18 protein-coding genes are annotated in these 19,007 nt (G+C 70.2%); 12 read left to right on the forward strand and 6 right to left on the reverse strand.

All coding sequences use genetic code 11. The features are described from left to right. Nucleotides 1-105: 105 nt before the first annotated feature. Together ACZ60M_RS18330 and ACZ60M_RS18335 are read right to left on the reverse strand one after the other, a co-directional pair. Nucleotides 106-2,364: a heavy metal translocating P-type ATPase gene (locus ACZ60M_RS18330; RefSeq protein ID WP_465419547.1), complete on the reverse strand. Its 2,259-nt coding sequence runs from the start codon at nucleotides 2,362-2,364 to the stop codon at nucleotides 106-108. Nucleotides 2,365-2,394: 30 nt separating this feature from the next. Next, a complete protein-coding gene (locus ACZ60M_RS18335; protein ID WP_465419549.1) occupies nucleotides 2,395-3,336 on the reverse strand; it encodes a heavy-metal-associated domain-containing protein in 942 nt (313 codons plus the stop codon). Nucleotides 3,337-3,623: 287 nt separating this feature from the next. On the opposite strand from ACZ60M_RS18335, the gene ACZ60M_RS18340 reads away from it, so the two are divergent. After that, on the forward strand, nucleotides 3,624-4,658 hold the full coding sequence (locus tag ACZ60M_RS18340; RefSeq protein WP_465419551.1) for a fatty acid desaturase family protein: 1,035 nt from the start codon (nucleotides 3,624-3,626) through the stop codon (nucleotides 4,656-4,658). Between the two features lie 16 nt (nucleotides 4,659-4,674). Here the strand turns inward: ACZ60M_RS18340 and ACZ60M_RS18345 are convergent, their stop codons facing one another. Beyond that, nucleotides 4,675-4,842: a hypothetical protein gene (locus ACZ60M_RS18345; RefSeq protein WP_465419553.1), complete on the reverse strand. Its 168-nt coding sequence runs from the start codon at nucleotides 4,840-4,842 to the stop codon at nucleotides 4,675-4,677. Nucleotides 4,843-5,042: 200 nt separating this feature from the next. Between ACZ60M_RS18345 and ACZ60M_RS18350 the strand changes: the two genes are divergently transcribed. The 6 genes from ACZ60M_RS18350 (at nucleotide 5,043) to ACZ60M_RS18375 (ending at nucleotide 11,178) form a co-directional block, all read left to right on the forward strand. After that, a complete protein-coding gene (locus tag ACZ60M_RS18350; RefSeq protein WP_465419555.1) occupies nucleotides 5,043-6,248 on the forward strand; it encodes a cytochrome P450 in 1,206 nt (401 codons plus the stop codon). 1 nt (nucleotide 6,249) lies between these two features. Further along, nucleotides 6,250-6,915, forward strand: a complete 666-nt coding sequence (locus ACZ60M_RS18355) for a TetR/AcrR family transcriptional regulator (RefSeq protein WP_465419556.1) — start codon at nucleotides 6,250-6,252, stop codon at nucleotides 6,913-6,915. Nucleotides 6,916-6,929: 14 nt separating this feature from the next. Then, nucleotides 6,930-7,130: a ferredoxin gene (locus ACZ60M_RS18360; RefSeq protein WP_465419560.1), complete on the forward strand. Its 201-nt coding sequence runs from the start codon at nucleotides 6,930-6,932 to the stop codon at nucleotides 7,128-7,130. Continuing rightward, nucleotides 7,127-8,287, forward strand: coding sequence for an NAD(P)/FAD-dependent oxidoreductase (locus ACZ60M_RS18365; protein WP_465419562.1), 1,161 nt, complete (start codon nucleotides 7,127-7,129; stop codon nucleotides 8,285-8,287). The genes ACZ60M_RS18360 and ACZ60M_RS18365 overlap by 4 nt, the downstream gene beginning before the upstream one ends. A 66-nt stretch (nucleotides 8,288-8,353) precedes the next feature. Next, nucleotides 8,354-9,592, forward strand: coding sequence for a cytochrome P450 (locus ACZ60M_RS18370; protein WP_465419564.1), 1,239 nt, complete (start codon nucleotides 8,354-8,356; stop codon nucleotides 9,590-9,592). A gap of 107 nt (nucleotides 9,593-9,699) precedes the next feature. Beyond that, the gene (locus ACZ60M_RS18375) at nucleotides 9,700-11,178 is read left to right on the forward strand and encodes a glycoside hydrolase family 43 protein (RefSeq protein WP_465419566.1); all 1,479 of its coding nucleotides are present in this window, start codon (nucleotides 9,700-9,702) and stop codon (nucleotides 11,176-11,178) included. Nucleotides 11,179-11,181: 3 nt separating this feature from the next. Here the strand turns inward: ACZ60M_RS18375 and ACZ60M_RS18380 are convergent, their stop codons facing one another. The 3 genes from ACZ60M_RS18380 to ACZ60M_RS18390 form a co-directional block, all read right to left on the reverse strand. After that, a complete protein-coding gene (locus ACZ60M_RS18380; protein WP_465419568.1) occupies nucleotides 11,182-11,628 on the reverse strand; it encodes a universal stress protein in 447 nt (148 codons plus the stop codon). A gap of 118 nt (nucleotides 11,629-11,746) precedes the next feature. Next, nucleotides 11,747-12,163 carry a VOC family protein gene (locus ACZ60M_RS18385; RefSeq protein WP_465419570.1) on the reverse strand — a complete coding sequence of 139 codons (417 nt, stop codon included), beginning with the start codon at nucleotides 12,161-12,163 and terminating at the stop codon, nucleotides 11,747-11,749. A gap of 52 nt (nucleotides 12,164-12,215) precedes the next feature. Next, nucleotides 12,216-12,554, reverse strand: a complete 339-nt coding sequence (locus ACZ60M_RS18390; RefSeq protein WP_465419677.1) for a helix-turn-helix transcriptional regulator — start codon at nucleotides 12,552-12,554, stop codon at nucleotides 12,216-12,218. A gap of 217 nt (nucleotides 12,555-12,771) precedes the next feature. Between ACZ60M_RS18390 and ACZ60M_RS18395 the strand changes: the two genes are divergently transcribed. Genes ACZ60M_RS18395 through ACZ60M_RS18415 form a run of 5 tightly spaced genes read left to right on the forward strand, consistent with a single transcriptional unit; the run spans nucleotide 12,772 to nucleotide 18,992 of the window. Next, nucleotides 12,772-14,049, forward strand: coding sequence for an MFS transporter (locus tag ACZ60M_RS18395; protein WP_465419572.1), 1,278 nt, complete (start codon nucleotides 12,772-12,774; stop codon nucleotides 14,047-14,049). A 23-nt stretch (nucleotides 14,050-14,072) separates the two neighbouring features. Further along, complete coding sequence (locus ACZ60M_RS18400; RefSeq protein ID WP_465419574.1) at nucleotides 14,073-15,647, forward strand: ABC transporter substrate-binding protein; 1,575 nt, start codon at nucleotides 14,073-14,075, stop codon at nucleotides 15,645-15,647. After that, nucleotides 15,647-16,588, forward strand: a complete 942-nt coding sequence (locus ACZ60M_RS18405; RefSeq protein WP_465419576.1) for an ABC transporter permease — start codon at nucleotides 15,647-15,649, stop codon at nucleotides 16,586-16,588. The genes ACZ60M_RS18400 and ACZ60M_RS18405 overlap by 1 nt, the downstream gene beginning before the upstream one ends. Beyond that, on the forward strand, nucleotides 16,585-17,373 hold the full coding sequence (locus ACZ60M_RS18410; RefSeq protein WP_465419578.1) for an ABC transporter permease: 789 nt from the start codon (nucleotides 16,585-16,587) through the stop codon (nucleotides 17,371-17,373). The genes ACZ60M_RS18405 and ACZ60M_RS18410 overlap by 4 nt, the downstream gene beginning before the upstream one ends. Further along, on the forward strand, nucleotides 17,370-18,992 hold the full coding sequence (locus ACZ60M_RS18415) for an ABC transporter ATP-binding protein (RefSeq protein ID WP_465419580.1): 1,623 nt from the start codon (nucleotides 17,370-17,372) through the stop codon (nucleotides 18,990-18,992). The genes ACZ60M_RS18410 and ACZ60M_RS18415 overlap by 4 nt, the downstream gene beginning before the upstream one ends. Nucleotides 18,993-19,007: the final 15 nt, after the last annotated feature.

Consider the following 19,007-nt stretch of genomic DNA (forward strand, 5'->3'; position numbering starts at 1 on the left):
ACACCCTCCTCCCCCCCCCCCCCCCCCCCCCCCCCCCCCTCCCCCCCCCGCCCCCCCCCCCCCCCCCCCCCCCCAAACCCCCCCCCCGGGACTTCGCTGATTGGTTCAGTTGTCGCGGGCGCCGCTCTTGAACGAGCGCAGCCGCAGGCTGTTGCCGACCACGAACACGCTCGAGAACGCCATCGCTGCCCCCGCCAGCATCGGGTTCAGCAGCCCCAGCGCGGCGAGCGGGATCGCCGCCACGTTGTATGCGAACGCCCAGAAAAGATTCCCCTTGATCGTGCCGAGCGTCTTGCGCGACAACCGGATCGCGTCTGCCGCCGACCGCAGGTCGCCGCGCACCAGCGTCAGGTCCGCGGCCTCGATCGCGACATCCGTCCCCGTGCCCATCGCCAGCCCGAGGTCGGCTTTCGCAAGCGCCGCCGCATCGTTCACGCCGTCGCCGACCATCGCCACGACCCGGCCCTCGGCCTGCAGCCGCGCCACCTGCTGGACCTTGTCCTCGGGCATGACCTCCGCGATGACCTCGTCGATCCCGACCTCAGCCGCGATCCGCTCGGCCACCACCCGGTTGTCGCCGGTCAGCAGCACCGGGGTCAGGCCCAGTGCCTTGAACTGCGCCACCGCCTCCGCGCTCGTCGGCTTCACCGTGTCCGCCACGATCAGCACGCCGCGCGCCTCGCCGTCCCAGCCGACCGCGACAGCGGTCTTGCCCTCGTCCTCAGCCGACGCCTTCGCCTCAGCCAGTTCAGGACTCAGCTCCAGCGACCAGTCGGAGAGCAGCGACTCACGGCCGACCACCGCGAGGTGGCCTTCCACGATCCCCTGGACGCCCTTGCCCTCGATGTTCTTGAAGTCCTCGACCTCGGGCAGCGCACCTTCAGCGGCAGCGAACTTCGCGATCGCCTGCGCGACAGGGTGTTCCGATGCGTGCTCCAGAGCGCCCGCGACCCGCAGCAGCTCGGCCCGGTCCGTGTTCTCCGCAGGAACGGCTTCGACCAGGGTCATCTTGCCGGTGGTCACGGTCCCGGTCTTGTCGAGCACGATCGTGTCGACGCGCCGCGTGGACTCCAGCACCTCCGGGCCCTTGATGAGGACGCCCATCTGCGCGCCCCGCCCGGTACCGACCAGCAGCGCGGTAGGCGTCGCCAGGCCGAGAGCGCAAGGGCACGCGATGATCAGCACCGCGACAGCCGCGGTGAAAGCGGCCGTAGCCGGGTACCCGGCCCCCAACCAGAAGCCGAGCGTCGCAACCGCAATCGCGATCACGATAGGCACGAAGATCCCCGAGACGCGGTCCGCAAGGCGCTGCACCTCGGCCTTCCCTGACTGCGCGTCCTCGACCAGTTTCGCCATGTGCGCGAGCTGCGTGTCGCTGCCGATCGCCGTGGCGCGCACGACGAGTCGGCCGCCAGCATTCACCGTGGCACCGGAAACGGAGTCCCCCGCGCCGACCTCGACCGGCACCGACTCGCCTGTCAACATCGAAGCGTCAACGGCCGAAGTGCCGGAGACGATCACGCCGTCGGTCGCAACCTTCTCGCCGGGCCGGACCACGAACTCATCCCCGACAGCCAACTGCCCGACAGGAATCCGGGTCTCGACACCACCACGCAGTACCGCGACGTCCTTGGCGCCCATGTGCAGCAAGGCCCGCAGCGCCGCGCCCGCCTGCCGCTTCGACCGCTTCTCGAAGTACCGCCCGGCCAGGATGAACATCGTGACCCCGGCGGCGACCTCGAGGTAGATGTTCCCGGCCCCGTCGGTCGGGGCGACGCTCAGCGTGAACGGGTGCGTCATGCCAGGCGTCCCGGCCGTGCCGAGGAACAGGGCGTACAGCGACCACACGAACGCGGCCAGCGTGCCGACCGACACCAGAGTGTCCATAGTGGCTGCCCCGTGGCGCAGGTTCACCCAGGCCGCCTTGTGGAACGGCCACGCCGCCCACAGCACGACCGGCGCCGCGAGCGCCAGCGAAGCCCACTGCCAGTACTCGAACTGCAGGGCCGGGATCATCGACATCGCGATGACCGGAAGCGACAGCACCACCGACCCGATGAGCCGCAGACGAAGGCTCGTCAGCTCAGGGTCCGGCTTTTCCTCGTCCTCAACCGCCTCAGGCTCGGGCGGCGCGGGGAGAACGGCCGTGTACCCGGTGGCCTCGACGACCGCGATCAGCGAGGCCGGATCGGTGCCCTCGGGGGCCTCGATCCGCGCCTTCTCGGTCGCGTAGTTGACGGTGGCGGTGACGCCCTCGACCTTGTTGAGCTTCTTCTCGATCCGCATGGCGCAGGAAGCGCAGGTCATCCCGCCGATTTCGAGTTCGATGCGGTCGACCGGACCTGTCGGCAGCGACGTGGTCATGTTGGTCATTCCTCTCTCTCGCAGCGGGGCCTAGTGGCCGTGGCCTTCGGATTCGGACTCGGAGGCGGCGTCCGGTTCCGGGGTGGGTTCGGTGTCCGCGTCGACCACGAAGGCCGCACTGTGGACCTGGCCGTCGACCTGGAAGTCGAAGTACAGGTAGTACCGGCCCGAAGTGGGCACATCGGTCGCGAAAGTGACCTCGGGACCGGAGATGTCACCAGCGGCGGGCGCTTCGCCCTCCGGGTGCACGTGGAGGTAGGCGAGGTCGCCTTCGCGAAGGGCCACAAGGTGACCGAATGCGCCGAGGTAGGGCTCAACGGTGGTCACCGGCTCGCCGTCGCGCGAGACCGAGGCCGTCAGCTCGGCCGTCGCCCCCGCGGTCAGGTCGCCTTCGAGCGTGACCGTGAACCCGTCGACCTCCGACACCAGTGAGGGCGCGGTCGCGATCTCGGGCCCGTAGTCGCCCGCGACCTCGATGGTCCGGGTGAGCGTGACGTCGAGTTCTTCGTCGACGTCGCCAGGGACGAAGTCGGCGTAGACGCGGTAGGAACCGGCGGCGTCCCAGGTCCAGGGGAGCGACCAGGTGCCGTCGGCGGCGAGTTCGGGGTGGACGTGCCGGAAGTGGGTGCCGTCCGCGCGCACGACGATGAGGTGAAGTTCCTTCTCGTGCGAGACCGTGTAGTCGGTCAGCGGCTCGCCATCAGACCCGGTGATCTGGAACGCCAGTTCACCGGCCGCGCCGACCTCGGCAGGTGCGGCGACCTCGCTGAGCAGGTAGCCGTCCTGCTCGATCGAGAGCCCGCGAACAGGGTTGGGTTCGGCGCTGTGGCCTTCGTCTTCGTGGCCGCCTGCCTGGTCGTTCCAGTCGTCGGCCGCGTCGTCGGGGGCGACGAGCGCGGCCGTGCCGAACGCGGCAGCGAACAGCACCGCGAGCCCGCCGCCGTACAGGCCGAGTCGTGTTCCGGTGTTCATAGCGATCCTCCCGGTCAGATGATACCCCCTTAGGGTATCTGCATAGCTCGTATTTTTACCCCCAGGGGGTATCCATGTCAACCCTGGGGGTAAATCGTGAGCCACGAGACAGGTGACCGCGCTGGTCAGCCGTCGCAGTCTCGGAGGCATTCCTGCCGGACGCGGACCGCTGCCTCCTCGATTTGGTCGCGCTGATCCGGCTTTGCCTTGTGCGGTGTTCCGAGTCGTGGTTATGGTGGAGATGACCGGTTCCAATGAGCGCGCACGACTGGTAAGAGGTATTTGCCGTGGGCGACTCAAGGGTCGGCAGCGACTTCGCCGAGCTGTCGCGCAGGATTCGGGCAGCTGGCCTCATGCGCCGCCGCCCCCGCTACTACGCGATCCGGTTCGCGCTCGTCGGCGGGGTGTTCGCGGCCTCCTGGGCGGCCTTCGTCCTGATCGGCGACACCTGGTTCCAGATGTTCATGGCCGTGTTCATGGCCATCGTGAGCGCCCAGGTGGCGCTGCTCGGCCACGATCTGGCGCACCGTCAGGTCTTCCGGGGCCGCGCCGACACCGAGCGGGCGGGTTGGTTCACCGGCAATCTCGCGAACGGCATGGGCTACGGCTGGTGGACTGACAAGCACAACCGCCACCACGCCAACCCGAACCACGAGGAACTCGACCCGGACGTCTCACCGGGCCTGTTCGTGTGGACGGAGCGTCAGGCGCGCACCGCCGAGGGCCTGAGCCGGTTCGTGATCAAGTACGAGGCAGCGCTGTTCTTCCCGGCCCTGCTCTTCGAGGGCTTCAACCTCAACTGGTCGGGCATCAGATCGGTCCTCACACCGGGCCTGAGGCACCGGGGCATGGAGGCGGCGCTGCTCGCGGTGCACTTCGCCGCGTATCTCTCTGCCGTGTTCCTGGTGCTCCCGCCGGGCAAGGCGATCGCGTTCATCGTGGTGCACAAGGCGGTCTGGGGCCTGTACATGGGATCGGTCTTCGCCCCCAACCACAAGGGCATGCCGACGTTCGCGGGCGACACCGAGCTGGACTATCTGCGCAAGCAGGTGCTGACTTCGCGGAACGTCAAGGGCGGCTGGCTGATGGAAGTCGCGCTCGGCGGCCTGAACCTCCAGATCGAGCACCATCTGTTCCCGGGTATGCCGTCGGTGCACTTGCATCAGGCCAGGCCGATCGTGCGCGAGTTCTGCGCCGAGAAGGGCATCCCCTACCACGAGACCGGTCTGATCGAGTCCTGGCGCGAGGCCCTTACCCAGTTGCACCGCAACGGCGAGTACCTGCGCACGGCTGTCCGGGGCGAGGCGAAACCCCGCCCTTGATACACGGTCGCCGTGGTCAAGCCGCGCGGTGGTGACCGGCGCTGCGCCTGATGAACGCGAAGACGATCGTGCCGATGAACAGCACGATGCCGGCGACGGCCAGCCAGAGCAGGCCCTCGATGGCGAACCCGATGATCGCGAGCAGGACCCAGGCGACGATCAAGATCCAAAGGACGGTAGCCATATCTCGATCGTATGCCCGTGAACAGGGCAAAGGACCCGAATATGAAGCAAATTCCCGTGCGGAGACGCCCCTGCGGCGGTCGTCTCGTCGGCGGGATGCGGGTCGCCCGCTCGATGAATTTTAAGTCAACCGCTTGACTTATCAAGATTTCCGCGCTTCAATTGGGGTGAAATCGTCGCCGAAGCCAAGGAGGCAGTGCAATGGTTCACGAGAGCACAGACGTGCTGAAATACCCGATCCCCAATGACGGCACCCTGGAGCCGCCCGCCGAGTGGGCGGAGCTTCGCGGGAAGTGCCCCGTCGCCCACGTGACCTTCCCCAGTGGAGACGCGGCTCGCCTGCTCACCCGCTACGAAGACGTCAAGGACCTGCTCGCGGACACCCGATTCGGTCGCGGCACCGGGCAGGACGCCGCCAGCGTCACCGAAGGCGAGCACGACCCGCTCAACAACTCCGACATGGCCATGGCCATCCCGCAGGAAGGCGAAGGCCACCTCGCCTGGCGCCGCCAGCTCAACAAGTGGTTCACCGCGAAGCAGATGGCGCGGCTGCGTCCACGTATCAGTGAGGTCGCCGAGCGCCTCATCGACGAGATGACCGCCAAGGGCGCCCCCGCGGACATCAAGGGGGACTTGGGCTTCCCGCTGCCCGTGTGGGTGATCTGCGAGATCCTCGGCGTCCCGGAAGAGGACCGCGACAAGTTCTCGTACTGGTCCGACACCCTGCTCAACATGACCCGCTACGACGGCTCGGAGATCCGGGCCGCGCAGACCGAGTTCTACACGTACCTGGCCGGGCACGTCGCCGCCAAGCGCGAGAACCCGGGCGAGGACCTGCTGTCGGAGCTGGCGAACGACCCCGAGTCCACCATGTCCGACGCGACGCTCATCGCCACCGGCCAGGGCCTCCTGGTCGCCGGGCACGAGACCACCGCCAACATGATCGGCAAGATGATGGCGATGCTCCTCGCCGACCGCAGCCGCTGGGAGGCGCTGCTGGCAGACCCGAAGCTGATCCGGTCCGCCGTCGAGGAGGCGCTGCGGCTCGACGTCAACGCCGGGTTCGGCATGATCCGCTACATCGACCAGGAAATCGCGATCGCAGGTGTCCAGATCACTCCGGGAACCACGGTCGTATGTTCGATGGCCGCCGCCAACCGCGACGAGAGCGCGTTCGCGAACGCGGCCGAGATGGACCTCTCTCGGACCCCGAACGCGCACTTGGCATTCGGGGCCGGGCTGCACTCGTGCCTCGGGCAGTCGCTCGCGCGCACCGAACTGCAGGTCACGCTCGAAGTGCTGCTGCGCAAGCTCCCCACGCTGGAGCTCGCCGTGCCGGAAGGCGACCTGAAGAAGGTCGAAGGCCTGCTCGTCGGCGGATTGGTCGCAGTCCCGGTTAGATGGTGACATGAACGCAACGAGCACCAAGCGCACCGACCGCGTCGCGGCCACCCGCGACGCCATCATCAACGCCGCCGAGCGGCTGTTCGCCGAGCAGGGCGTGCAGGCCGTCTCGAACCGCCAGATCAGTGAAGCCGCCGGTCAGGGCAACAATGCCGCCGTCGGCTACCACTTCGGCGGGAAGGCGGACCTGATCCGCGAGATCGTGCGCAGGCACGTGGAGCGGATGGAACCGCTGCGAGAACGCATGTACGAGGCGATCAAGGACTCGAAGGATCTGCGGGACTGGGTCGAATGCCTGGTCGTGCCGGTCTTCGAGCACTACGACACGCTCGGCCGGCCGTCCTGGTTCGCGCGGTTCGCCGCGCAGGTGCAGTTCGACCCGCAGCTGCGGTCCATTGTCGAGGACGAGGCTTTGCGGGCCGAGTCGCTGGACCGTACGGTCGAGGGGCTCAGCCGGTACATGCCCGCGCTGCCTGAAGACGTTGTGGCCGAACGGTTCCGGATGATGCAGATGCTCATGGTGCTCACCCCCGCCTCGCGAGAGGCGTCGATGGCCAAGGGGGAGCCGGTGTACGGCTCCTCCTGGCGCGAAGCCGGGGGCGCGCTGGTCGACGCGATCGTCGGCCTGCTCCAGGCCCCGCACAACACCCAGGAAACACAGCAGGAATGAGCAAGGAGAACACCATGAAGGTCACCGTTTACGAGGACAAATGCTGCGGCGCCGGCTCCTGCGTCATGGCCGCGCCGGACGTCTTCGACCAGCGCGACGAGGACGGGATCGTGGTCCTGCTCGAGGAGTCGCCCGGTGAGGACCAGTTCGAGGCGGTCCGCGAGGCCGCCAGCATCTGCCCGGCGCTCGCGATCGAGCTGAGCGAGGCGAAGTGAACAGCGTGCTCGTGGTCGGGGCCTCGGCCGCCGGCCTCGCCACCGCTGAGGCGCTGCGCCGCAAAGGCTTCGACGGCCGCGTGACGCTGCTCGGGGCCGAGGCGCACCTTCCCTACGACCGTCCGCCGCTGTCGAAGCAGGTCCTCAGCGGCGACTGGGAACCGGAGCGGGCCCGTCTGCGGCCCGAATCCATGTTGTCTGATCTGGACATCGAGCTGGCGCTCGGCGAGGCGGCCGTGAGCCTCGACGCCGGGAAGCGCCTGGTCAAGACCGAGCGCGGGCGCGAGATCGGCGCCGACGCGATCGTCATTGCCACCGGGATCCGGCCCCGTGCCTTCCCCGGGAGCACCGGGCTCGCCGGTGTGCATCTGCTGCGCACCTTGGAGGATGCGGCGCTGCTGCGTGCTGAGCTCTCGGAGTCGGGTCGGCTCGTGGTCGTCGGCGACGGGGTGCTCGGGGCCGAGATCGCCGCTACCGCAACAAAGCTGTGCAGCAGCGTGACGCTCGTCGGGCCGCAGGCCGCTCCGATGGAGATGCAGCTCGGCGGCGAGGTGGCCAAAGCGCTTGCGGCGCTGCATGTCGAGCAGGGCGTCGACCTTCGCCCGGGTGTCGGCGTGGACGGCCTGGTGGAGTCGGGCGGGCGCGTGAGCGGCGTCCGGCTCGAGACCGGCGAGGTGCTGGCGGCGGACGCCGTGGTCGTCTCGATCGGGTCGGTGCCGATGACCGAATGGCTGGCCGGGTCCGGTCTGCGCATCGAGAACGGCGTCGTGTGCGACTCGCAGTGCCTTGCGGCCGAGGGGATCTGGGCTGTGGGCGATGTGGCCCGGTGGGACCACGTCGGGCTCGGGCGGTCGCTGCGGCTGGAGAACCGCACGAACGCGACCGAGCAGGCCGGAGTCGTCGCAGCGAACATCCTCGGCGAGGGGCTGCCGTACGCGCCGGTTCCGTATTTCTGGACCGACCAGTTCAACGTGAAGATCCAGGTGTACGGCCTGCCGAGCGTCCAGGCCGGGACCGAGGTCGTCGAGGGCGACCCGGCTGACGGCCGGTTCGTGCTGCGCTGCAGCGAGAACGGCCGCGTGAGCGCGGTGATCGGCTGGAACATGCCGAAGCAGTCGCGGTTGCGGCGCGCGGAAGTCGTCGCCGCGTACGCCTAGCGCGCTCCAGGTGCCCCCGGATGCCGCCCGCCCTTGCCCTGCCGACACCCAAGAGAGGCAAGCAATATGACCGACACCGAAATCCCCGCCTATCCGATGGAGCGGGCCGCGAAATGCCCGTTCAACCCGCCGCCGCAGCTGCAGGCGCTGCAGGCACAGACGCCGATCGCGCGGGTGCGGCTCGCCGACGGGACCACGCCTTGGCTGGTCACCGGGTACGCCGACCAGAAGCAGGTGCTCTCCGACCCGCGCGTCTCGGCCGACGCGAACCGTCCCGGCTACCCGATCGGGCGCGAAGGCGGCGACCAGTACGAGAGCGAGAAGCCGCCTGCCGAGGAGGCGAAGGGCCCGAGCATCGGGTTCATCCTCATGGACGACCCCGAGCATGCTCGGTTGCGGCGCATGGTGACCGCGCCGTTCATGGTGAAGCGGATCGAGGCTATGCGCCCGGCCGTGCAGAAGATCGTCGACGACCTGCTCGACGAGATGCTGGCCGGGCCGAAGCCGGTGGACCTGGTGGAGGCGTTCGCGCTGCCGGTGCCGTCGCTCGTGATCTCCGAGCTGCTGGGCGTGCCGTACGGCGACCACGAGTTCTTCCAGGAGCAGAGCAAGGTCATCATCAACCGGTTCACGACCGATGCTGCGCGGCGGGGCGCGATGGGCGCGCTCGTCGGGTACCTCGCGAAGCTCATGGGCGAGAAGATGAAAGCGCCCGGTGAGGATCTTCTGTCGGGGCTCGTGCCGCGCATCGAGGGCGGCGAGATCAGCGTCGTCGACGCGGCGCAGATCGGGATGCTGCTGCTCATCGCCGGGCACGAGACGACCGCGAACATGATCGCGCTCGGGACGCTCGCGCTGCTCGAACACCCTGACCAGCTGAAACTGCTGCAGGAGACGGACGACCCGAAACTCATCGCGAGCGCTTCCGAAGAGCTGCTTCGGTTCCTGCACATCACCCATAACGGGCGGCGGCGGGTTGCGTTGGAGGACTTCGAGATCGGCGGCCAGGTCGTCCGGGCCGGCGAGGGCCTGATCATGGCGAACGACATCGGGAACCGCGACCCGCGCGTGTTCGACGAGCCGGACCGGCTCGACCTCGCGCGCGAGGCGCGGAACCATGTGGCGTTCGGGTTCGGGGTGCACCAGTGCCTCGGGCAGCCGCTCGCGCGAATGGAGCTGCAGGTCGTGTACGGGACGCTGTACAAGCGGATTCCGACGCTCGCGCTCGCCGGGGACATCGCGGACGTGCCGTTCAAGCACGACGCTTCGGTGTACGGCGTGTACGAGTTGCCGGTGACCTGGTAAAACGGGGTCGGGTCGCCGCCGGAAGGCGGCGGCCCGGAGCGAGTTCGGTTGACAAAGTTTGGCGACACAACTTAATCTTGGGCTTCCGCGCTGATCGAGGGAGCACAGTGAACCGACCTGCCGTGTCCGGGGCCGAGTATCCGATCGTCTCCGGGTTCCACCCGGACCCGTCGATCTGCCGCGTCGGCGACGACTACTACCTCGCCCACTCCAGCTTCGAGTACTTCCCCGGCGCACCGATATTCCACAGCCGCGACCTCGTGCACTGGAAGCAGATCGGCAACATCCTCGACCGCCGCAGCCAATTCGTCCCCGGCGGCGGCACCGCCTCCGGCGGGATCTACGGCCCCACCCTCCGCCACCACGGCGGCCGCTTCTACTACATCACCACCAACGTCTACGACTCCCGCGGCCAGCTCATCGTCTCCGCCGACGACCCCGCAGGCGACTGGAGCGACCCCGTCTTCGTCCCCGCCGCCAACGGCATCGACCCCGACCTCTGCTGGGGCGACGACGGCGAGTGCTACCTGACCTGGACCGGCCGCACCGAATCCGGCCTCGAAGGCATCCTCCAAGCCCGCCTCGACCTCGCCACCGGCGAGTTCATCGGCGACCCCTACCTCGTCTGGCAGGGCACCGGCCTCGCCGCATGCGAAGCGCCCCATATGTACCGGATCGGCGACTACTGGTACCTCATGCTCGCCGAGGGCGGCACCGAACGCGGCCACAGCGTCACCATCGCCCGCGCCGAAAACCTGCAAGGCCCGTGGGAGGCCTGCCCCGCCAACCCCGTCTTCACCCACCGCTCGACCGCGCTCCCGGTCCAGAACACCGGCCACGCCGACCTCATTGAGACCGCCACCGGCGAATGGGCCGTCGTCTACCTCGCGGTCCGCCCGGGCGGGTTCACGCCGCAGTTCCACGTGCTCGGCCGCGAGACGTTCCTCGCCGGGGTCGAGTGGGTCGACGGCTGGCCCGTCTTCGACGAGAGCCGCTACTCCTTCACCCCCGACGACACCACCTTTGTTGACGACTTCGCCTCGGAGACTTTGGATCTGCGCTGGGTCGCGCCGTCGAGCGAACCCGAAGCGATCGCTACCGCCCGCGGCAATGGCCTCGACCTGCGCGACCCGGACGACGGCTCCCCCGGTCTGCTGTGCATCCGCGTGAAGGACCACCGCTGGAGCGCCGAAGCCGAGTTCGAAGGCGACGGCCGCTTCGTGCTCTGGCTCGACAAGCGCCACTGGTACGGACTGGCTAGCGAGAACGGTGTGGTCCGGGCGCAGGCGCGCATCGGCGGCGTCACCGCCGAACTCGGCTCAGCCCCCGCGCCGGAGGGCCCGGTCGTGCTGCGCCTCGACGCGGTCGACCCGCAGGCCGACGAGATGTGCGCCTACGGCCCCGACGACATCGTGCTGTCCTTCAAGGGCGGCAACGACTTCACGGAGCTGGGCAGGCTCGACGGACGCTACCTCTCCACGGAGGTCGCGACCGGCTTCACCGGCCGGATGCTCGGCGTCGGAGCAGCTGGCAGCGACTCGCGGGTGCGCGAGTTCCGGTACACGCCGACGTCATCCGAGGAGTAACGCTCAGTCCGTACTGCGGATGACGACGACCGGGCAGCTCGCGTGGCTGACGCAGTAGTGGCTCACCGAGCCGATCAGCGTCCCCACGAAACCGCCGTGCCCTCGGCTGCCCACCACCAGCAGGTCCGCGCCCTCGGCCATGTCGATGAGCGACTTGGCCGGGTGGCCGCCCACGGTGTGGTGCTCGATCTCGACGTCCCGCCTCCCGCCGAGCACGCCGTTGACCGCCGCTTCGAGCGACTGCCTCGCGGAGTTGTCGAACTCCTCGCCGCCGGGCAGGACCATCATGCCGCTGCCGTACATGGTCGGCACTTCCCACGCCTGCACGGCCTCGACCTTCGCGCCCGTGCGCCGCGCCTGCTCGACAGCCCACTCGAGGGCCTTGATCGAGGGCCCGGAGCCGTCGACGCCGACGACGATGCGCTCCTGCCGCTCCATCTGCTCGTCCATGTCCCCTCCTAGGAGCCGGTCCGAGCTCCAGGAATACCCGCTCAGACGCCCGTCGAACCCTCCCCGGAAACGCGAAACGCCCGGGCGGGACCGGGCGTTTCACGTGGTCAGTGGGCGCTTAGTCGTCCTTGCCGCCGGGCTGGGTGATGCGGATGTGGTTGCCGAACGGGTCGCGCAGCGCGCAGTCGATCCCGTACGGCTGCTCGACCGGCTCCTCGGTGAACTCGACGCCGAGGTCCTTGAGCCGCTTGTACGTGCCGCGGCAGTCGTCGGTGTTGAGGATGGTCGCGCCGAGCGCGCCCTTCGTGAGCAGGTCGCGGACCTGGGCGGCGATCTCCTCGCTCTTCGAGGGCGGGCCGGGCACCTCGAGGTGGAGGTGGCGCTCGGGGTCCTCCGGCAGCGCGATCGTGAGCCAGCGCATGAAACCCAGGTCGGCGTCGGTCGTGACCTGGAAGCCGAGCTTGCCGACATAGAAGTCGAGCGCTTCGTCCTGGTCGAGGACGTACACCGTGTGAATGCTGATTCCTGTGAACATGCCCCCAGCCTATGGGCGCGGGCGGCCTGCGGGCTTATCCGAAACTGCTCAGTCAGCCGCCGGGTCTGGTCCAGCTCTTGACGAAGCAGACCGGGGCTTTGAGCGGGACCGCCTGCGCCCTGTACAGGGTGGGGGAGCGGCCGATGAGCGCGCTGAACGTGCGGGAGAAGGTGCCGAGCGAGTCGAAGCCGACCGCGAGCGCGGTCTCGGTAACGGTGCGGTCGGTGTCGCGGAGCATCGCGCAGGCGCGTTCGATGCGGCGCCGCTGGAGGTAGCGGTGCGGGGTCTCCCCGAACGTGTCGCGGAACTGGCGGCTGAAGTGCGCGGGCGACATGAGGGCGACGCGCGCGAGGGCGGGCACGTCGAGCGGTTTCGCGAAGTCGCGGTCCATCGCGTCGCGGGCGCGCAGGAGCCGCCGGTTCTGGTCCTCCGCTGGGGTCTTCACGGCATCCTCCGAGGTCACGTGCGTGTATGCCGATGATCGCACGGGTGGAGGCACGTCACATCCGGGGATGAGCACACAGTATTGAAAACGAGTTCCGTTATCTTTGTCGAATCCGACTGCCCTCCGGCGCTCCCCGGCGCCGCCCCTGCCCCGGTGAGGTCCCTTGCGCACCATACGGTCCTTCGCGGCGCAGCCGCTCCCCGTGCGGCTGCTGCTGGTGAACCAGCTCGGCGTCAACCTCGGCTTCTACATGGTCATCCCCTACCTGGCGGTGCACCTCGAAGCGTCCGCCGGGATGTCGCTAGCGGCGATCGGCGTGGTGCTCGGGGTGCGGAACCTCGCCCAGCAGGGGCTGTTCCTGATCGGCGGCACGGCCTCGGACCGGCTCGGCCCGCGCGGAGTCATCATCGCCGGATGCCTCATGCGCGCCTTCGGGTTCGGGCTCTTCGCGCTCACGCCGAGCCTGCCGGTGCTCATCGCCGCGTCGGTCGTGAGCGGCGTGGCCGGGGCGCTGTTCAACCCGGCGGTGCGCGCGTACGTCGCCGAGGCGGCGGGGGAGCGGCGGGCCGAGGCGTTCGCGCTGTTCAACCTGTTCGCCAACACCGGGATGTGCCTCGGGCCGGTGGTCGGGAGCGCGCTGGTGGTCGTCGACTTCCGCTTGGGCGCCTTGGTGTCGGCGCTCGTGTTCCTGGGCCTGGCGGTCGCGCAGATGCTGGCCCTGCCGCCACACGGGGCGGCGAAGGCCGCGACGACGGTGCTCGGCGGGTGGCGGGAAGCGTTCGCGGACAAGGGGTTCCTGGCGTTCACACTCGCCACGGCCGCGCTGTTCGCGCTGCAGAACCAGCTGTACCTGCTGCTGCCGAAGGCGGCCGTCGACGCGACCGGCACGGACTGGGCCACGGCTGCGGTGTTCGGCGCTTCGACCGTGGCGACGCTCGGGCTGCAGGTGCGCAGCACCGAGTGGTGCCAGCGCCATCTGAGCCGGGCGGCGGCGATCGCGGCGGGCATGGCGCTGATCGGCGCGGCGTTCCTGCCGCCGGTGCTGCTGCCCGCGAGCGAGCCGGGGCCGCATTTCGCGGCGGTGCTCGTGTCGGCGCTGCTCTTGTCGATCGGGGTGATGGTCGCGCAGCCGTTCGTCATGGAGCTCATCCCCGGCTATGCGCCGCAAGGGCTCACGGGCACGTACTTCGGCGTCTACTACCTCCTCTCCGGCATCGCGGCCGCGCTCGGGACGAGCGCGGTCGGCCTCGTCGCCGACGTCGCGGGCGACCGCGCCCCCTGGGCGTCATGGGCGTGCTGCGCCCTGCTCGGGCTCGCCTCGGCGGGCGCGGTGGCCGCCATGCGCGGCTCCCGATCCCTCGCGGCGGCGGCCCAGCCGGGCGCCAGCGCCTCGCGTTCGGCGTCGCCGCCCTCCTCTCCCGAAACCGCGCAGACCTCTTGAACCGCAACCACTAAGGAACCGCTATGACCAGCCCATCGAACACCTCGCCCGTCACCCCTGCGACCCCTCACCTGAGCCGCCGTACCGTTCTCGGCGCCGCCGGTCTCGCCGTCGGGGCCTCTGGGGCCGTACTCACCGCGTGCAGCTCCGACTCCGGGACCGCAGGGACCGAACCGAAGTCAGGCGGCACCCTCCGGGCGGCCTTCGCCGGGGGCGGCGCGGACGAGACCATCGACCCGCACCGCGTCAACCTCTTCGCCGACGCCGCCCGCGCCAAAGCCGTGTACGACAAGCTCGCCGACCTCGGCTCCGACATGGCGGCCGTGCCGCGCCTCGCCGAGTCCTGGTCCTCCGACCCCGACCTCACGGTGTGGACCGTGAAGCTCCGCGAAGCGGTCTTCCACGACGGCGGCCCCGTGCGCGCGGCCGACGTCCTCTACAGCTACCGGCGCATCGCGAACCCCGAGGAGACCTTCCGCGCCAAGCAGGACCTCGCCCCCATCGACCTCGAAGCCAGCAGGGCCGTCGACGACCTGACCGTCGAGTTCGTCCTGCACTACCCCCTCGCCGAGTTCCCGAACTCCCTCTCTGCCTTCGGTGCCTACATCGTCCCCGAAGGGTCCGACACTTTCGACGCACCCGTCGGCTCGGGCCCGTTCAAGTTCACCTCGTTCACCCCCGGCAGCGAGTTCACCGCCGACCGGTTCGACGGCTACTGGGACGGCGCGCCGAAACTCGACCGGCTCCAGATCGTCGTCGCCGACGAGGAGTCCGCGCGCATCAACGCCCTCCTCGGCGGCCAGGTCGAGTACGCCCACGACCTCTCCGCGACGACCGCCCGCGCCAACGAGGCCAACGACGCCGTCGACCTCGTCTCCTCCCCGGGCTCGAACATGCTCGGCTTCGCCATGAAGACCGAACGCGCCCCCTTCGACGACCCCCAAGTGCGCCAAGCGATGTTCCTGCTCTGCGACCGCGATGAACTCGTCGAGTCCGTGCTCTCCGGGCGCGGGCAGGTCGGCAACGACCTGTACGGCCTCGGCTTCGCGCACTACGCCGCCGACATCCCCCAGCGCGAACGCGACCTCGAGACCGCCAAGACCCTCCTCGCCGCCGCCGGGGTCCAGAGCATCACGCTCGACACCGCCGACGTCGGCTCCGGGTTCACCGAGGCCGCCCAGATCTTCGCCGAACAGGTGCGCGAGGCCGGGATCGAGGTCGAGATCAACGAACGCAACGCCGACACCTACTGGGCCGACGTGCTCACCGAAGGCCAGATCGCCTCCTACCGGTCCGGCGCCATGCCCATCGCCTCGCACCTCTCGCAGCGCCTCCTCACCGAGTCGCCCACCAACCTCACCCAGTGGCACCACGCCGACTTCGACGAAATGTACCTCCAGCTCCAGTCCACAGCGGACGAAGCCGACCGCGAGGTCCTGTACCGGCAGATCCAGCAGCGCCTCCACGACGAGGGCGGCTACCTCGTCTGGGGATTCGCCGACTGGATCGTCGGCACCCTCCCCGGCGTGCACGGCGTCGAGCAGGCCCCCGCGAACACCCTCGGCTGGGCCCGCTTCGACAAGGTCTGGATGGACTAGTGCTCGCCTACGCGGCCAAGCGGATCGGCCTCGGCGCGCTCCAGGTGCTCGCCGTCGCGGTCCTCGCGTTCGCGCTCGTCGAACTGCTCCCCGGCGACGCGGCCGTCGCGCTCGCCGGGGACCAGCCCGACCCCGCGAACATCGCCCGCATCCGCGAGCAGATGCACCTCGACGAACCGGCGCTCGCGAGGCTCGGCGACTGGCTCGCCGGCATCCTCACCGGGGACTTCGGCGCGTCGCTCGTCTCGGGCCGCCCGGTCGCGGGCCTCCTCGCGACCGCGCTCGAACCGACGCTCATCCTCGCCGGGCTGACGCTGATCCTGCTGCTGCCCTTGTCGATCGGCCTCGGCGTCGCCGCGGCGCGGCGGCAGGGGCGCTGGCCGGACCGGCTCGTCACGACGTTCACCGTCGGCCTGTACTCGGTCCCGGAGTTCGCGCTCGGGGTGCTGCTGGTGAGCGTGTTCGCGATCGGCCTCGCGTGGCTGCCGCCGACGGCGGTAGGGGTGCCGTCGCTGCTGGCCGAGCCCGCGGTCCTGGTACTGCCCCTGCTGGTGCTGCTGGCGCGGCCGATCTGCTCGATCGCGCGGCTCGTCCGGGCCGGGATGATCGAGGCGCTCGGCTCCGAGTACGTCGCCCACGTGCGGCGCGCGGGCGTCCCGGAGCGGCGGGTCGTGTTCGCGCACGCCCTGCCGAACGCGGTCACCCCGGCGGTAGCGCAGATCGCCCGCACGGCCGACTGGCTGCTCGGGGGCGTGATCGTCGTCGAGAGCGTCTTCGTGATCCCCGGGCTGGGGACGGCGCTGGTGGACGCGGTCAACGCCCGCGACCTGCCTGTGGTGCAAGGGATCGCGGTCGTGTTCGGTACGACGACTGTGCTCGTGAACCTCGCGGCCGACCTGGTCGCGTTCCGGCTCGCCCCGAGACTGGAGGTCGCACGATGAGGTCCCGCCTCGAACGCGTCGCGCTCATCGCGCTGCTCGCGCTGCCGCTCGGGATCGCGCTCGCCGGGCCGTTCATTCCGGTCGCCGACACCGGGCGCACGCAGCCGTTCGACCCGGCCGTGCCCTGGCCCGGGACCGACTACCTCGGGTCGAGCGTGCTCGACGGGGTCCTCGACGGCGGGTGGGGCATCGTCGTCACCGCCGTCGCCGCGACCGCCCTCGCGTTCCTCGTCGGCCTCCCGGTCGGCCTGGTCGCGGCCGCGACCCGCCACCGCTGGCTCGACGAGATCCTCATGCGCCCCTTCGACCTCCTCCTCGCCCTCCCGTCCCTGCTGCTCATGCTGCTGCTCGCTTCCATCGCCCCGCCCACGGCATGGATGCTCGTCCTCATCGTCGCGCTCGTGAACCTCCCGGACATCGCCCGCATCGTGCGCGCCGCCGCCCTCGAAGCGGCGCACCGGCCCGCTGTCGAAGCCCTTTGGCTGCAGGGCGAATCCTGGTGGCGCATCTCGATCGGGTACATCGGTCGGTCGATCCTGCCGACCGTGGCCGCCGATGCCGGGGTGCGGCTCGTCGGCGCGTTCTACCTCGTGGCCGCCGCGAGCTTCCTCGGCGTCGGCGCGGGCCCTGAAGCGAGCGACTGGGCTGTCATGGTCGACGCCAACCGGGGCGGGATCTTCCTGTCCCCCTGGGGCGTCGTGCTCCCGGCCGCGCTCCTCGTCGCCCTCTCGGTCGGCCTGAATCTCCTGTTCGACAGGCTCCTCTCCCGAAAGGCCCCCGCATGACCGTGCACGTGACCGGCCTCCGCGCCGAAGCCGCCGGGAAGACCCTCGTCGCTGACGTGGACTTCTCGGTCGACGCCGGGCGCGTCCTCGCCATCGTGGGGGCCTCCGGCTCCGGCAAGACCACGATCGGGTCGGCGCTGCTCGGCGCGGTGAAGCGCGGCGTCGAGGTGAAGGGCACGGTCGAGGTCGCCGGGGTTGACGTCTTGCGTTGCGCGCCAGGCGAAGTGCCCGCCGCGTACCTGCCGCAGCATCCGGCGGCGGTGCTCAATCCGGTCCGCCGCATCGGCGGTGTGCTCACCGAGATCGCGAACGCCAACGGCGCCGATGCCGCCGAGCGCATCGCCGACGCCATGCGCCGCGGTGGCGGGGCGGCGGCGCCGCCCGGGGCGCCCGCGCGTAGGGCGTGCCCCTTCCCACCCGCATCCGCCTCCGACCAACCGAAAAGGACCACACTCCCACACGGGTCCGACAATCGGGCGTTTTCCCAGGTGGACCGCGTTGACGACGCCCGGCGGCGGGCTGGGGCGGACCGCATTGCCGACGCGATGCGGCGGGTCGGGCTCGACGATCCCGTGTTCTTGCGCCGGTTCCCACACCAGCTTTCCGGCGGGCAGCAGCAGCGGCTCGTCCTCGCCCAGGCGTTCCTGTGCGATGCGCGGCTCCTCGTCGCCGACGAACCCACCACCGGCCAGGACCTCGGCAACCGCGACCGCATCGCCGCCGAACTGCGCCTCGCCGCCCAGAACGGTCTGGCCGTCGTCCTCCTCAGCCACGACCTCGAACTCGTCGAAGCCGTCGCCGACGACCTCCTCGTCCTCGACGGCGGCCGCGTCGTCGAACGCGGCGCCGCCGAGCGGGTCCTCGCCGAGCCCGGCCACGACTACACGCGGCGCCTGCTCGCCGCCCGGAACCCCGGACCCGCCCCGGCCGTCGGTGCGGAGGCCCCGATCCGCATTGCAGGCCGGGGCCTCCAAGTCGTCGTCGGCCGCCGCACCCGCCTCCTCGACGGCGTCGACTTCGAAGCCCGCCAAGGCGAATGCCTCGCCGTCCTCGGCGCCTCCGGCTCCGGGAAGACCACGCTCGCCCGCACCGTCGCCGGGCTCCAGCAGGCCAGCGCAGGGACCCTCCACCTCGACGGCGAGCCGCTTCCCGTGCGCGGCAGGCGGCGCAGCCGGGCCGAACGCGCCCGCGTCCAGTACGTCTTCCAGGACGCCCGCGCCTCCTTCGACGAGCACCGCGCCATCGCCGCACAGGTCGCCCGCAGCGCCGTCCGCCTCCGCGGCCTCCCCGTCGACCAGGCCCGCGCCGCCGCCGCCCGAGCCCTCGCCGAAGTCGGACTCGACGCCGAGACCGCGGGCCGCCGCCGCGACCGGCTCTCCGGCGGGCAGCTCCAGCGCGCCGCGCTCGCCCGCGCCCTCGCCGCCGGACCGGACGTCCTCGTCTGCGACGAGATCACCTCCGGCCTCGACGCCCTCACCAGGAAAGGCGTCCTCGACCTGCTCGCCGCCCTCAAGACCGGCGGGCTGACGATCCTCCTCATCACCCACGAACCGGCCGTCGCCGAACACCTCGCCGACCGCATCCTGCGCGTCAAGGACGGCACGGCGGTCCCCGGCTGAGCCGCGGGCGGGCTT

Source organism: Glycomyces sp. NPDC050141 (assembly GCF_055586545.1).